The following is a 13,627-nucleotide window of genomic DNA, read 5'->3' on the forward strand; positions in this document are numbered from 1 at the left end:
AGTAGGTGGATGGCCCGCGAACTGAAATCCCTGGTGGGAACATGTTCGCGGGCCTTCCGCGTTATGCAGTGAGTCGCGGCCCCTCGGCTGCGAACGACGTCTAGGAGGACATCGGAATGGCTGTCTACACCCTTCCTGAGCTCGGCTACGACTACGGTGCGCTCGAGCCGCACATCTCTGGTCGCATCATGGAGCTCCACCACTCCAAGCACCACCAGGCCTACGTGACCGGCGCCAACACCGCGCTCGAGAAGCTCGCGGACGCCCGCGAGAGCGGCGACCTGGCCGCGGTCAACCTCCACGAGAAGAACCTCGCGTTCAACCTCGGTGGGCACATCAACCACTCCGCCTTCTGGACGAACCTCTCCCCCGAGGGCGGCGGCGAGCCCACGGGTGACCTCGCCGAGACCATCGGCAACGACTTCGGCTCCTTCGAGGCCTTCAAGAAGCACTTCGCGGCCGTCGCCGCCGGTGTGCAGGGCTCCGGCTGGGCCATCCTCGCCTGGGACTCGATCGGCCAGAAGCTCATCATCGTCCAGCTGTACGACCAGCAGGGCAACATCCCGATGGGCCTGACCCCGATCGTCCTCCTGGACGTCTGGGAGCACGCGTACTACCTCGACTACCAGAACGTCCGTGCCGACTACGTCACGGCCTGGTGGAACCTGGTCAGCTGGGACGACGCAGCAGCACGCCTCGCGCGCGCCAAGACCCAGACCTCGGGTCTCATCGTCCCCTGAGCACGACCTGAGGCGCCTGCGAGGCGCTGAAGACCACGAGAAGGCCCCGTCGGGCCCCTTCCCGCTCCTCGTCCACGAGGTGGCGGCAGGGAGCTGGCGGGGCCTTCTCGCGTCGTGGGTGCACGGCGAGGCACCCGTCACGGGTGCACGGCGAGGCGGCGCCTGATCAGCCGTGCGCGGCTGGCGGGCCGTCCTGCGACGCAGCAGGACCGGGCTTCAGCGATGCTCCACCGGTGAGGAGAGCGCCACCTCCCGCCGTCGTCGTCCCGTCTGCAGAAGTCTCGGTCCCCTCCCCCGCAGGACGAGCCGCCCGGGCCTGGCCCACGGCACCCCCGCGGCCGGTCGAGCGTCGTCGACGGCGGAGGATCCACAGCGCGACCGCACCGACCAGCGCCACGAGGACGAGCCAGGGCAGCAGCACCCCCAGGACTGTGACCGCGACCCCCAGAGCGGTCACCAGGGCGTCCCAGCCCGCGGAGAGGCCGCCCAGGAATCCTGAGACGTCGTCCTCGTCGGGTGCCGGCTCCTGGTCTGTCGCATAGACAGAGATCTCGAGCGTCGCCATGGACGTGAGGTCGTCGATACCCGCCTGCTCGGTGAGCAGCTGCTCCAGCTCCGACTGGCGGGTGGTGAGCTCGCCCTCGACGGCCAGCAGGTCCGCCATGGACCCCGCGCCGGAGAGCAGCTCTTCGAGACGGGTGATGGCGACCTTCTTCGCGGAGATCCGCGTCTCGAGGTCAGCCACCTGCTTCGTCACGTCCGACGAGGACAGGTCGACCTCGGTGACCTTACCGATGCCCCGCAACGAGTCGATCATCGGCTGCACCTCACCCGGGGGCACCCGGACCGTCAGACGCGCCTGCGCGGGCCGCGAGCCCTCTCCCCGGGACTCCGAGCGGCCGTCGAGGTAGCCACCGGCCCCCTCGACAGCTCCGGCGACGAGGTCCGCCACAGCGATCGGGTCGTCGGCTGTCAGCACGACGGTCCCGCTGACGATGACGGAGCGGTCTGCCTCGGCCCCGCCGACGGTCGCGGCGAGTGCTTCTGAGGCCGCCGCGGCAGGTTCTGCCCCGCCTTCGCTGTCAGCACCGTCCACGCTGCCCGAGCGGTCTGAGACCGCCTGGTCGGCGCTCCCCGCAGTGCTCTCTGCCCCTGACGAGCAGCCCGCGAGCACCGCGGCTACAGCGAGGACTGCCACGGTCCCCCACCTGCGTCGAGGTCCGCCCTGTGCACCGCGTCGTGTCGTCATGGCGACCACACTAGAGACCCCTGGGCGCGGCGTGACCGCACTCGTCCAGAACGTTGCCCAACCGAGTCGAGACCGAGATCGGACCGGTACGTCCCGACCTGCAAGCGACGCAGCCTCCTCGACAGCGCGGCCTGTCGCAGGACCCCAGGACACGAGGAAGGCCCCGGACCGTATGGTCCGGAGCCTTGCCTGTGGTGAAGATCTGAGGTCGACGTGAGCCGGCCAGAGAGGTGTCGATCAGTGGGCGTGCTGTCCGCGAGAGAACTCGAAGACCCAGCCCACGAGCGCGAGCATCGAGAAGACGACGCCGATCCCGAAGACCCACCAGCCGACGGCGAGCCCGAGGAAGCAGACACCGGCTCCAGCGGCGATCGCGAGCGGCCACCAGCTCCAGGGTGAGTACACACCCTGCTCGCCGGCGCCCTGCTCGATCTCACCGAAGGCGTCGTCCTCGGGGCGAGGGTCCATGCGCTTGGCGGTCGAACCGAGGTAGAACCCGATCATGCCGACGAGGCCGATCGACAGGAACAGCCCGGTGGTGCCTACGGGCTCCCAGTCGCTCCAGAAGCCGTAGACCACGGCTACCAGGAGGAAGAAGGGGGCGAGGTAGGTGAACAGCTTGCTCTCGATCTTCATCGGGGCTCTCCTGCGTTCTCGTCTCCGGGACCGTTGATGACACGGTCCTTCGCCAGGGACTGCTGACCACGGCGGTCACCCTCACCGTAGATCTGGTCGAGGGGACCAGGGTCGACGGCGTGGTGGTCCATCGCCGCGACCTCAGGGTGGTGCAGGTCGAAGGCGGGACGCTCGGACCGGATGCGCGGCAGCGACGTGAAGTTGTGCCGCGGCGGCGGGCAGGACGTCGCCCACTCGAGCGAGGAGCCGAAGCCCCACGGGTCGTCGACCGTGACCAGCGGCGCGTTGCGCCAGGTGACGTAGACGTTCCAGAGGAAGGGCAGCGTCGAGGCCGCGAGGATGAACGAGCCGACCGTCGAGATCTGGTTCATCCAGGTGAAGCCCTCTTCAGGCATGTAGTCCGCGTAACGACGCGGCATGCCGGCGACACCCAGCCAGTGCTGGACGAGGAAGGTCGCGTGGAAACCGACGAACAGCAGCCAGAAGTGGATCTTGCCGAGGCGCTCGTTGAGCATGCGCCCGGTGAACTTGGGCCACCAGAAGTAGAAGCCTGCGAACATCGCGAAGACGACGGTGCCGAAGACGACGTAGTGGAAGTGCGCGACCACGAAGTACGTGTCCGACACGTGGAAGTCGAGGACCGGGCTCGAGAGGATGACTCCCGTGAGTCCACCGAAGAGGAAGGTCACGAGGAACCCGATCGACCACAGCATCGGCGTCTCGAAGGTGAGCTTGCCGCGCCACATCGTGCCGATCCAGTTGAAGAACTTCACACCTGTCGGGACGGCGATCAACATCGTCATGAAGGAGAAGAACGGCAGCAGGACGGCGCCGGTGACGTACATGTGGTGAGCCCACACAGTCACGGAGAGCGCAGCGATCGCGATCGTCGCGTAGACCAGGCCCTTGTAGCCGAAGATCGGCTTGCGGCTGAAGACCGGGAAGATCTCGCTGACGATGCCGAAGAACGGCAGCGCGATGATGTACACCTCGGGGTGCCCGAAGAACCAGAAGAGGTGCTGCCAGAGGATGGCGCCACCGTTCTCCGGGTTGAAGATCTGCGCTCCGAGCCTGCGGTCCGCGCCGAGGGCGAAGAGCGCGGCGGCCAGGGGCGGGAAGGCCATGAGCACGAGGATGCTCGTCACCAGGGTGTTCCAGGTGAAGATCGGCATGCGGAACATCGTCATGCCGGGGGCGCGCATCGTGATGATCGTGGTGATGAAGTTGACGCCACCGAGGATGGTGCCGAATCCGGTCATCGCGAGGCCGAAGACCCAGAGGTCACCGCCGAGGCCCGGGCTGAACGTCGTGTTCGACAGCGGTGCATAGGCGAACCACCCGAAGGAGGCTGCTCCCTGCGGCGTGAAGAAGCCCGCGGAGGCGATGAGCCCACCGAAGAGGTAGAGCCAGTACGCGAACATGTTCAGTCGCGGGAAGGCGACGTCAGGTGCACCGATCTGCAGCGGCATGATGATGTTCGCAAAACCAGCGAACAGCGGCGTCGCGAAGAGCAGCAGCATGATCGTGCCGTGCATGGTGAAGAGCTGGTTGTACTGCTCGTTGCTCTGCACGATCTGGATGCCGGGCTCGAAGAGCTCCGCACGGATCACCAGGGCCATGAGGCCACCGATGCAGAAGAAGATGAACGAGGTGATCAGGTACATGTACCCGATCGTCTTGTGGTCGGTCGAGGTGATCCACTTGATCACCGTGCGACCGAGGGTCTGACGCCCCGGCGCGAGGCCGGGGATCTTCTCGACGTGAGTGTCGGTGTCGACAGCCATCAGTTCTCACCCTCCGCGGCGGCATTGCCAGCCTCGCTCTGCTGACGGTTCAGGTCGAGCCCCAGCTGTCCGGTCTGGCCGGCCTGCTCGAGCTCTGCCATGTGGGCGTCGTACTCCTCGCGGGAGACCACGGCGACGTTGAAGAGCATCCCGGAGTGGAACTCTCCGCAGAGCTCGGCGCACTTGCCGGCGTACACGCCCTCGCGGGTCGGTGTCACCTGCCAGACGTTGGTCCGGAACGGGATCATGTCCATCTTGTCGAGGAAGGCCGGGATCCAGAAGGAGTGGATGACGTCACGGGACTCGAGCTGGAACTCGACGACCTCGTTGACGGGCAGGTAGAGCGTCGGGAACTGCGAGTTGGTCCCGACACCTCCGAGCTCGTTCTCGAGGGAGCCGACGTCCTCGGCGTGCTGGCCGGTCTCGTAGACGTCGTCGTCCAGGTAGTTGAAGTCCCAGCTCCACTGCTTGCCGATCACCTGGATCGTCACGTCGGGCTCGGCGTCGGTCGCACGGACCTCGGTCATGTCGCGCTGCGTGAAGAAGAACAGCACGCCGACCATGACGATCGGGACGAGCGTGTACATGATCTCGAGCGGCAGGTGGTACCTGGTCTGGATCGGGAGCGTGTGGTCGTCCTTGCGCTTCCGGTAGGCGACGACGCACCAGAGCATGAGAGCCCAGGTGATGATCCCGACGATCAGCGCAGCGACCCAGGAGCCCACCCACATGTCGGTGATCCGGTCGGTCTGGTTGGTCGTGGGGCCGTCGGAGTAACCCGGCAGGAAGCCACGCTGGGCTTCGGCCGAGCATCCGGACACGGCGACGGAGACGATCGCGGCAGCTATGACCAGCTTGCCGACCGTCTTTCGACTGCGGTTGGGGCGTTCCGAGCGCAAAGGGGGGCCTTTCACTTCACGTCCTGCACACCAACCGTGTTCGGGCAGCACACAGGACCTTCGTCCTCGATGACATGAAGCCTAGCCTGGACAGGGGCCTGGCAAGTCCCCGACATCGCCGTGATGACGTGTGAGACGTGGCACGAGGACCGCTTTGCTCACAGGAGTCGTCGGAGTGTCACGAACAGTGCCGTCGTGGGGCTCCGCCAGCACTCTTGACCCCGGTGGCAGGTGCCCACGACGACCCCGCCAGGCCTCGCGGGACCGGTGCCCCACGCTCGACTACCGTGGACGAGTGCCCGATGCCACCTCCCCCGCTGCTCTCTCCTCTGCTCCTGGCCGCGTCCACCTCGACGCCGGCGGGAGCGCCCGCCTGCTGCCCGACGCGCACGAGGCCTTCACACGAGCGCTGGCGGAGGGCTGGGCCGACCCGCGACGGCTGCACTCCGAAGGACGCCGCGCCGCCTCCATGCTCGACGGAGCCCGCGCGGCGGTCGCCGAGGTCCTCGGTGCCCGGACCGAAGAGGTGCACTTCGCGCCCTCCCACGCGGCGGCGCAGCACGCGGCGGTCAGGGCCGTGACCCTCGGCCGCCGGAGGGCCGGCGGGTCCGTCGTGACATCAGCGGTCGAGCGGGCCGCCGTCCTCGAGGCGTCGGGCTTCGCGGTCAGGCGGCACCAGTCCACCGTCGAGGGTTCGACCGCCGAGCACGTCGTCGTGCCGGTCGGACGCAGCGGCGCCGTCGACCTCGACGCTCTCGAGAACGCGGCGACGGCCCCCGGTGTCTCGCTCCTGGCTCTCCAGCACTCCAACGGTGAGGTCGGGACCCTCCAGCCGCTCGCCCGGGCCCACGAGGTAGCCCGCGCCGCCCGCGTCCCGCTGCTCGTCGATGCCGGCGCGGCCGTCGGCCACGTCCCCGTCGGTGACGACTGGGACGTGCTGACCGCAGACCCTGCCGACTGGGGCGGCCCCGGGGGGACCGGGGTCCTCGTCGTCCGGCAGAGCGTGCGCTGGCAGGCCGACTGGCCTGAAGACCAGGACCGTTGGTTCCCGGGCGGGACGAACGTCCCCGCCGCCTTCGCCGCAGCCGTCGCGCTGCAGGCGGCGACCGCAGACCGCGCCGCCCAAGACGCCCGTAGACGCGCCCTCGTGGACACGGTCCGGACTCAGGTCCCGCTGCTGGTGCCGGACGTCGACCTCGTCGGCGACCCAGTCGACAGGCTCCCCCACGTCGTGACCTTCTCGTGCCTCTACGTCGACGGCGAGGCGCTCGTCGGCGAGCTGGACAGGGCCGGTTTCGCCGTCGGGTCCGGGTCTGCGTGCACGTCGAGTGCCCTCGAGCCGAGCCACGTGCTCGCTGCGATGGGGTCGCTCACGCACGGCAACGTTCGGATCGCTCTCGACAGGTCCACGACAGCAGACGACGTCGACAGGTTCCTCGCCGTCCTGCCGGGGGCCGTGTCCAGGGTGCGTGCAGCGCTCGGGGTCGAGTCGCTGTGACTGACGCGACCCAGCCCGGTGCCGGCAGCGGCAGCGGCAGCGGCAGCGGCAGCGGCAGCGGCAGCGGCAGCGGCAGCACGATGATCGTCGATGCCCGTGGGTTGCGCTGCCCGATCCCGGTCATCAGGCTCGCGAAGGCCGCCTCTACCCTCTCGCCGGGTGACCTCGTGACGGTCTGGAGCACCGACCCGGCCGCCGAGCACGACGTCCCGGCCTGGGCACGGATGCGGGGGCACACCGTGGTCGGATCGACCGTGCTCGATGAGCCCGAAGAGCTTGACGAGGGTGGGACGGCGCGAAGCGCTCGCGCGGACGTAGGGCTACCGGGGAACACCCGGTCCGACCACGGCTCGCGCGACACCGGCGCTGCGGACGCCCCGGCGCCGGTCGCGACAGCGATCACCGTGCGTCTCGGCGGCTGACAGGTGTCTGCGCCTCCCGCTGACAGCGCGACCTAGGGCCAGCGCCGTCGGGCGGCGCCACCGCCAGGCCGCAGCAGGGCCAGGGCGACGCAGCCCGAGGGAAGACGTGCCCCGAGCACGACAGAGGCCCGACCCTGTCGTGAGACAGGACCGGGCCCCTCAGGTCTCTAGCGGGGCACTCGCCCCGACGACCCGCGTCAGATCAGCTGAAGGATCCGCCGCAGGCGCAGCCTTCGCCGGCGTTCGGGTTGTCGATCGTGAAGCCCTGCTTCTCGATCGTGTCCGCGAAGTCGATGGTCGCGCCCTCGAGGTACGGGACGCTCATCTTGTCGACGACGACCTCGACACCGTCATAGTCCTTGAGGGCGTCGCCGTCGAGGACCCGCTCGTCGAAGTAGAGCTGGTAGATCAGGCCGGAGCAGCCGCCGGGCTGGACGGCGACGCGCAGACGCAGGTCGTCGCGGCCCTCCTGCTCGAGGAGCGTGCGGACCTTCTGCGCCGCGACGTCGCTCAGCAGGACGCCGTGGGTCGCTGTCTCGGTGGTCTCGCTCATGGTGTCTCCCCACAATGAAGAAAGTCTGGTGACGATCGGTCGGTGCCGGCTCTGTCGGAGCTCCGCCTCAGCGGTGCGAGCCGTCCCGCACGTGTGCCAACCTGCAGCACCGTCGGAGTATTCCCACCAGACTAAGCCCCGTGCCGCTCACTGGTCACCAGCGCGGTGCTGGCTCCCGCAGGACCGGAGGCCGACGCATGATGCCCACGCACGACGACGGCATCGTCGAGCGGGTCAGGCGGCGGCCCGCGACAGCATGGCGGCGGGGGTCCTGTCCAGGCACGTCGACACCGGTCAGCGACGCGCCGTCCGGGCCGGTGACCAGGACCTGGCCACCCGCCCGAGCACGTCCCCAAGGTCCACGGGCGAGGTCTCACCGTCGGCGCGCGGCCGGTCCGAGGCGACGTAGACCGCGCTGATCCCGGCAGAGGACGACTCCCTCCGGCTCATCATGCTCGTCCCCGCGACCACCACGGACGGCACACCGACCTCGGCGGCCGCAGACACCGCCTGCTCGGCGCCCGAGCCGTGGAAGGTCGACGCGTCGAGGTGATCGACCGTCGTCACGACGAGGTCGGCGGCCGCGGCCCGCCTCCGCAGGTCGACGGCGTCGGCGAACACGGCAGCACCCGGCAGCAGGCGTCCCCCGGCCAGGGCGACGAGCCATCCGGCCCCGCCGCCTGCGCCTGCCCCGGGCAGACCGGTGACGTCGCGGAGGCGGGCGGGGACCGCCGACCCGGAGCCTGACAGGAGGTCGGGTCTGCGTGACGTGGTCTGGACCGACCAGACGGTGTGGGCGAGCTGGCCGACAGCCCGCTCGAGCTGCTGGGCTCCGGAGGGCGTCAGCGCACCCACCTCTCCTGCGGCAGCGCTCGCCCCGTGCAGCCCGAGGAGCGGGAGGTCGTCGGAGCAGGCTCCGACGAGGTCGACACGGGCGAGGAGCCCGAGGGCGTCGGTGAGCCCGGCCAGGTGGTCGGGGGTGATGTCGTCGGCCTGTCGGGTCTCGCCGGTCTGGTCGGTGTCGACGGCCGGGCTGATCGGGTCGGTCTCGTCATTCCTGGCGGCCGGGTCTCCGAGGGCCAGGAGACGCCGCCCGTCGAGCCCCGCGACACCGAGTGCGAGGAGCAGCCCGAGCCCGGCATCAGGGACGATGCAGCGGTCCGGCCCGACGAGCCCCAGGACGATCCTCGACGCGCCTGCACCGACTGCCGCGATCAGCTGCTCCCCTACCCCGGAGGTCCCCTCCCCGTGGACGAGCGCGGCGGAGGCGTCGACGTAGGCGGTCGTGCCGACGAGCACGACGCTCGGGGCGAGCCAGACGACCGGGTCCGCAGGCTGCGGCTGTCGGCCGCGACGCACGGTCTCCGCTCGGCGTCCGACGAGCGTCGCGAACCCCGGACCTCCGGACGAGAGCTCGCAGAGGTCGACCGCGTCGTGCGGAGCCGCAGCAGTCCAGGCGCTCAGGAGCCTCGCTCCGGCTGCACTCTCGGCAGAGCTCGCGACCGGCGCCTCGGCAGCGTTCTCGACAAGGCTCACGACGGGGCTCACGACGCAGGGAGCCAGCAGGACGTCCATGTCCACATCCTGCCCTGCCGGACGGTCCCTGCCCTGCACGCTGTGAGATCATGGACGACGTGAGCACACTGCTGAACGCAACCTTCTCCGAGCCGGCACCCTCACCCGCGCTGCTGCTGCTCGGACAGGGCAAAGACCTCGCCTCCGAGCGCGGTGTCGAGTGCGCCGGGGCCCTGCCTGCGGCGAGCGACCCGGACCTCGTCGAACGCGCCCGAGCCGCCCGCGCGGCACTCGGCGACCGAGCCTTCATCTTGGGCCACCACTACCAGCGCGACGAGGTCATCAACTTCGCCGACGTCACCGGTGACTCCTTCAAGCTCGCCCGCGAGGCCGCCGCCCGGCCCGACGCCGAGTTCATCATCTTCTGCGGTGTGCACTTCATGGCGGAGAGCGCGGACATCCTCACCTCGGACGACCAGACGGTGATCCTCCCGGACCTCGCCGCCGGGTGCTCCATGGCTGACATGGCCGCGATCAACCAGGTCGAGGAGTGCTGGGAGGTCCTCCAGGACGCCGGCATCGCCGACCAGACCCTCCCCGTCACGTACATGAACTCGACCGCGGCTATCAAGGCCTTCACTGGTCGCCACGCGGGCACCGTGTGCACGTCCTCCAACGCCGAGGTCGCGCTGCGCTGGGCCTTCGACCAGGTGGGCGGCGTCGAGGGCACCGGCAAGGTGCTCTTCATGCCCGACCAGCACCTCGGCCGCAACACCGCGATCCTCAAGCTCGGCATGTCCCCCGAGGAGTGCGTGGTCTTCGACCCCCGCAAGCCCGGCGGCGGCCTGACCACCCAGCAGCTGCGCGACGCCCGCATGATCTTGTGGCGCGGGCACTGCTCGGTCCACGGGCGGTTCAGCGAGAAGAACGTCACGGACATCCGCGCGGCGGTCCCCGGCATCAACGTCCTGGTGCACCCCGAGTGCAAGAACGAGGTCGTCGTCGCGGCAGACCTAGTGGGGTCGACCGAGTTCATCATCCAGACCCTCGACGCTGCCGAGCCCGGCTCGTCGTGGGCCATCGGCACCGAGCTCAATCTCGTGCGCCGGGTCGCCGCAGCGCACCCGGACAAGAACGTGCACTACCTCGACTCCACGGTGTGCTTCTGCTCGACGATGAACCGCATCGACCTCCCCCACCTCGTGTGGACCATGGAGTCGCTCGTCGCCGGCCGCGTGGTCAACCCGATCGTCGTCGACTCCGACGACGCGCACTGGGCTCGTGTCGCCCTCGACCAGATGCTCGCGCTGCCCGGGCTCTGAGGGGCGGCGACCTCCTGCCCGGTCTCCGGACCCGAGGCCTCCTACGGCCTCCACCTGACGTCTGCGTCGGGTGGGGGCCGTAGTAGCGTGACCGGGTGACTCGCCAGATCCAGCTCGCTCTCGCCACCTTCCGTCCTCGCCGGGCGATCCCCGGCCAGACTGTCCTCGACCCCTCCGTGACCCGCACCCGGGTCAGGCTCGGGGACCTCGACATCTACCGCCACGTCAACAACGCCGTGTACCTCAACATGATGGACACGGGGCGCAGCAACCTGCTCGCCGACTGCGGCGGGATGCCGCTGCTCAACGAGCGTGGCTGGTACCCGGTCGTGGCCGCGTCGACCGTCAAGTACCGCCGGTCGCTCACCCTCGGGCAGCGCGTCGAGATCACCAGCCGGGTCCTCGGCTGGGACCCCCGTATCGCCTACCTCGAGCAGGTCGTCACCACTGGCGGGCAGCTCGCCGCCCGCGGCATCGTGGCTGGGCGGTTCCTGTCCAAGACCGGGGACCGCGTCCCCGCACCCGACGTCGTGGCACTGCTCGGCGGTCCTGAGACCAGCCCGGAGCTGCCCGAGGACGTCGCCGCCTGGGCACGAGCCATGGACGTCGCGCACCGCGCCTGACGACGAGACGGTCGGCAGTGCACCGTATGGATGACTCCGGCACGAACGCCCTCCAGCGGGGCTGAAGACCGGCTGGACCGTGCTGTGCGGAGCAGCCGTCGGGCCACGCCGCCATCTTGCATGCCGCACGCAGAGAGCCGCCGCCCCAGACGGGGACGACGGCTCTCTGCGTGAGACCGACAGGTCGTCGGACTCTCAGGGGGCTCAGCCCTGCGCGAGCCCGTCGAGCAGGAGGGCCTCGGCGAGGACGACCTTCTCGAGCTCGCCGAGGTGCACGGACTCGTCCGCGCCGTGGGCGCGCGAGTCCGGGTCTTCGACGCCGGTCACGAGGATCGCGGCGTCGGGGAAGACCTCGAGCAGGTCCGCGATGAACGGGATCGACCCGCCGATGCCGATGTCGACGGGCGGGACACCCCACGCCTGCTCGAAGGCGGCACGGGCGGCGCGCATCGCGGCGGAGTCGGCGGGAGCCTGGAAGGGCTTGCCGAGCTCGCCGTCCCGCACGACGACCTTGGCGCCGAGCGGCGCGTGGTCGAGCAGGTGGGTGCGCAGAGCCTCGAGAGCGGCCTCCGGGTCCTGCCCGGCGGCGATCCGCAGCGAGAGCTTTGCGGTTGCCTTCGGGGCGATCGTGTTCGAGGACAGCTCGACTGTCGGGGCGTCGAAGCCGATGACCGAGAGCGCGGGCTTGGTCCACAGGCGGGAGGAGATCGGTCCGGTGCCCGCGAGCTGCACGCCGTCCAGCAGACCAGAGTCAGCGCGGAAGTCGGCCTCGTCGTAGTCGACCGTCGGGTCGGGTGCGTGGGCCAGGCCCGCGACGGCGACGTCACCCGCGTCGTCGTGCAGGGTCGAGATGAGGCGCGAGAGCAGTGTGATGGCGTCGAGGACCGGTCCGCCGAACATCCCGGAGTGGACCGCGTGCGAGAGGACCGACAGCTCGACCTCGCAGTCGACGAGACCACGCAGCGAGGTGGTGAGGCCGGGGACGCCGACCTTCCAGTTGGAGGAGTCGGCGACGACGATCACGTCGGCGCGCAGCAGCTCGGCGTGCTCGGCCAGGAACTCGCCGAAGTACGGCGAGCCGATCTCTTCTTCACCCTCGACGAAGACCGTGACCCCGACTGCGAGGTTGTCACCGAGCGCGCGCAGCGCACCGAGGTGCGCGACGATGCCGGCCTTGTCGTCAGCGGCGCCGCGCCCGTAGAGGCGCCCGTCGCGCTCGGTCGGCACGAAGGGGTCGGTGGCCCAGGACGCTGCGTCGCCCGGAGGCTGGACGTCGTGGTGCGCGTAGAGCAGGACCGTCGGGGCGCCGGCAGGGGCCGCACGGCGCGCGACGACGGCAGGTCGGCTCTCGCCGGAGGTGAGGATCTGCACCTCGTCGAGGCCAGCGCCGCGCAGGAGCTCGGCGACGGCCTCGGCGCTCGATGCGACGTGAGCCTGGTCGAAGGCGGGGGCGGAGACGCTCGGGATGCGCACGAGCACCTCGAGGTCGGCGCGCAGCGCGGGGAAGAGGTCGTGGACACGGGACCGGAGGTCGTCAGGAAGAGTCACCTGTGCACCGTATCGCGACCACCCCGCCCACCGAGAGCCGGGCCTGCGCATCTGTGGACAGCGAGTCTGCGCACCTGCCAGCTCCGACCGGGTCGCGGCACCGGCGGGCCTCGAGCGAGACGGCGAGCCTGCAGCCGCACCGTGCTCGACCCTCGCGACCGGTCGACTAGGATCGTTGCGTGTTCTCACGTAGCAAGTCTTCAGACGACGCCGTCCCGCCCACCGACGTGGCAGCTGCCGCCGAGGCGCTCGAGCAGGCCAAGAAGGGCCGCCCGACGCCCAAGCGCAAGGTGTCCGAGGCCGCGAACAAGCGTCCTCTGGTCCCGGACGACCGCCGCGCAGCCGCCAAGGCCGCCCGCGCGAAGCAGCGTGCCGCCCGCGACGTCGAGTACCAGGCGATGAAGACCGGTGACGAGAAGCACCTCCCCTACCGCGACCGTGGGCCGGTCAAGCGCTACGTGCGCGATGTCGTCGACGCCCGCCGCAACGTCGCCGAGTACTTCTTGTTCCTGGCCCTCGCCTTCCTCGTCGTGACTCTCTTCGGCAACCAGATCCCTGAGCTCGCGCTCTTCGCGATCCTCGCCGTGTACATCGTGGTGATCGTCGCGATCGCCGACACCTTCATCATGTGGCGCGCTCTGAAGAAGCGTCTGATCGCGAAGTTCGGCGAGAACGTCGAGCTGCGCGGGATCGGCCGCTACGCCGCGATGCGCGCCTTCCAGATCCGCCGGGCCCGTCTGCCCAAGCCGATGGTCAAGCACGGGCAGTACCCAGCCTGACCTGCGCACGCCTCCTGGGCGCGTCTGCTGATCCACCCGACACCGGTCGCTCGTCTCGA

The 13,627-nt window shown here is 69.7% G+C and carries 13 protein-coding genes; 6 read left to right on the forward strand and 7 right to left on the reverse strand.

Translation table 11 applies throughout. The features are described 5' to 3' along the window. The first annotated feature begins 116 nt into the window (after positions 1–116). Positions 117–740 carry a superoxide dismutase gene (locus HZZ10_RS05685; protein WP_056132101.1) on the forward strand — a complete coding sequence of 208 codons (624 nt, stop codon included), beginning with the start codon at positions 117–119 and terminating at the stop codon, positions 738–740. 166 nt (positions 741–906) lie between these two features. Here HZZ10_RS05685 and HZZ10_RS05690 read toward each other — a convergent pair whose 3' ends face one another. The 4 genes from HZZ10_RS05690 to ctaC all read right to left on the reverse strand — a co-directional run bounded on the left by HZZ10_RS05690 (position 907) and on the right by ctaC (position 5,308). Beyond that, positions 907–1,989, reverse strand: a complete 1,083-nt coding sequence (locus HZZ10_RS05690) for a DUF4349 domain-containing protein (protein ID WP_179912766.1) — start codon at positions 1,987–1,989, stop codon at positions 907–909. Between the two features lie 237 nt (positions 1,990–2,226). Further along, positions 2,227–2,625, reverse strand: a complete 399-nt coding sequence (locus HZZ10_RS05695; protein ID WP_056132096.1) for a cytochrome c oxidase subunit 4 — start codon at positions 2,623–2,625, stop codon at positions 2,227–2,229. Continuing rightward, positions 2,622–4,409: an aa3-type cytochrome oxidase subunit I gene (ctaD, locus tag HZZ10_RS05700; protein ID WP_056132093.1), complete on the reverse strand. Its 1,788-nt coding sequence runs from the start codon at positions 4,407–4,409 to the stop codon at positions 2,622–2,624. Before ctaD ends, HZZ10_RS05695 begins: the two co-directional genes overlap by 4 nt. Then, complete coding sequence (gene ctaC / locus HZZ10_RS05705) at positions 4,409–5,308, reverse strand: aa3-type cytochrome oxidase subunit II (protein ID WP_056132090.1); 900 nt, start codon at positions 5,306–5,308, stop codon at positions 4,409–4,411. Before ctaC ends, ctaD begins: the two co-directional genes overlap by 1 nt. 295 nt (positions 5,309–5,603) lie before the next feature. Between ctaC and HZZ10_RS05710 the strand changes: the two genes are divergently transcribed. Together HZZ10_RS05710 and HZZ10_RS05715 are read left to right on the forward strand one after the other, a co-directional pair. Beyond that, positions 5,604–6,806 carry a cysteine desulfurase family protein gene (locus HZZ10_RS05710; RefSeq protein ID WP_179912767.1) on the forward strand — a complete coding sequence of 401 codons (1,203 nt, stop codon included), beginning with the start codon at positions 5,604–5,606 and terminating at the stop codon, positions 6,804–6,806. Further along, positions 6,803–7,228 carry a sulfurtransferase TusA family protein gene (locus HZZ10_RS05715; RefSeq protein WP_308507503.1) on the forward strand — a complete coding sequence of 142 codons (426 nt, stop codon included), beginning with the start codon at positions 6,803–6,805 and terminating at the stop codon, positions 7,226–7,228. Before HZZ10_RS05710 ends, HZZ10_RS05715 begins: the two co-directional genes overlap by 4 nt. A gap of 202 nt (positions 7,229–7,430) precedes the next feature. On the opposite strand, the gene erpA is transcribed toward HZZ10_RS05715, so the two are convergent. Together erpA and HZZ10_RS05725 are read right to left on the reverse strand one after the other, a co-directional pair. Continuing rightward, positions 7,431–7,781, reverse strand: coding sequence for an iron-sulfur cluster insertion protein ErpA (erpA, locus tag HZZ10_RS05720; protein ID WP_012866564.1), 351 nt, complete (start codon positions 7,779–7,781; stop codon positions 7,431–7,433). A 294-nt stretch (positions 7,782–8,075) separates the two neighbouring features. Continuing rightward, entirely contained in the window at positions 8,076–9,356 is a 1,281-nt protein-coding gene (locus HZZ10_RS05725; RefSeq protein WP_179912768.1) for a glycerate kinase, read from the reverse strand. 50 nt (positions 9,357–9,406) lie between these two features. Here HZZ10_RS05725 and nadA point away from each other — a divergent pair, with 50 nt between their 5' ends. After that, positions 9,407–10,618, forward strand: coding sequence for a quinolinate synthase NadA (gene nadA, locus HZZ10_RS05730; RefSeq protein WP_179912769.1), 1,212 nt, complete (start codon positions 9,407–9,409; stop codon positions 10,616–10,618). 95 nt (positions 10,619–10,713) lie between these two features. Further along, complete coding sequence (locus tag HZZ10_RS05735; protein ID WP_179912770.1) at positions 10,714–11,241, forward strand: acyl-CoA thioesterase; 528 nt, start codon at positions 10,714–10,716, stop codon at positions 11,239–11,241. A gap of 204 nt (positions 11,242–11,445) precedes the next feature. Here HZZ10_RS05735 and HZZ10_RS05740 read toward each other — a convergent pair whose 3' ends face one another. After that, positions 11,446–12,789 (reverse strand): dipeptidase, encoded by a 1,344-nt coding sequence (locus tag HZZ10_RS05740; protein ID WP_179912771.1) that lies wholly within the window; start codon positions 12,787–12,789, stop codon positions 11,446–11,448. 179 nt (positions 12,790–12,968) lie between these two features. On the opposite strand from HZZ10_RS05740, the gene HZZ10_RS05745 reads away from it, so the two are divergent. Further along, positions 12,969–13,568, forward strand: coding sequence for a DUF3043 domain-containing protein (locus tag HZZ10_RS05745; protein ID WP_056132075.1), 600 nt, complete (start codon positions 12,969–12,971; stop codon positions 13,566–13,568). Positions 13,569–13,627 lie beyond the last annotated feature (59 nt).

Source organism: Sanguibacter inulinus (assembly GCF_013415325.1).
Classification (GTDB): Bacteria; Actinomycetota; Actinomycetes; order Actinomycetales; family Cellulomonadaceae; genus Sanguibacter; species Sanguibacter inulinus.

What these genes read in the sequence shown, in the direction of transcription:
- nadA (WP_179912769.1), top strand. Translation starts at nt 9,407, where the DNA reads ATGGACGACGTGAGCACACTGCTGAACGCAACCTTCTCCGAGCCGGCA.
- HZZ10_RS05685 (WP_056132101.1), top strand. Translation starts at nt 117, where the DNA reads ATGGCTGTCTACACCCTTCCTGAGCTCGGCTACGACTACGGTGCGCTC.
- HZZ10_RS05725 (WP_179912768.1), bottom strand. Translation starts at nt 9,356, where the DNA reads ATGGACGTCCTGCTGGCTCCCTGCGTCGTGAGCCCCGTCGTGAGCCTT.
- erpA (WP_012866564.1), bottom strand. Translation starts at nt 7,781, where the DNA reads ATGAGCGAGACCACCGAGACAGCGACCCACGGCGTCCTGCTGAGCGAC.
- ctaD (WP_056132093.1), bottom strand. Translation starts at nt 4,409, where the DNA reads ATGGCTGTCGACACCGACACTCACGTCGAGAAGATCCCCGGCCTCGCG.
- HZZ10_RS05690 (WP_179912766.1), bottom strand. Translation starts at nt 1,989, where the DNA reads ATGACGACACGACGCGGTGCACAGGGCGGACCTCGACGCAGGTGGGGG.
- HZZ10_RS05695 (WP_056132096.1), bottom strand. Translation starts at nt 2,625, where the DNA reads ATGAAGATCGAGAGCAAGCTGTTCACCTACCTCGCCCCCTTCTTCCTC.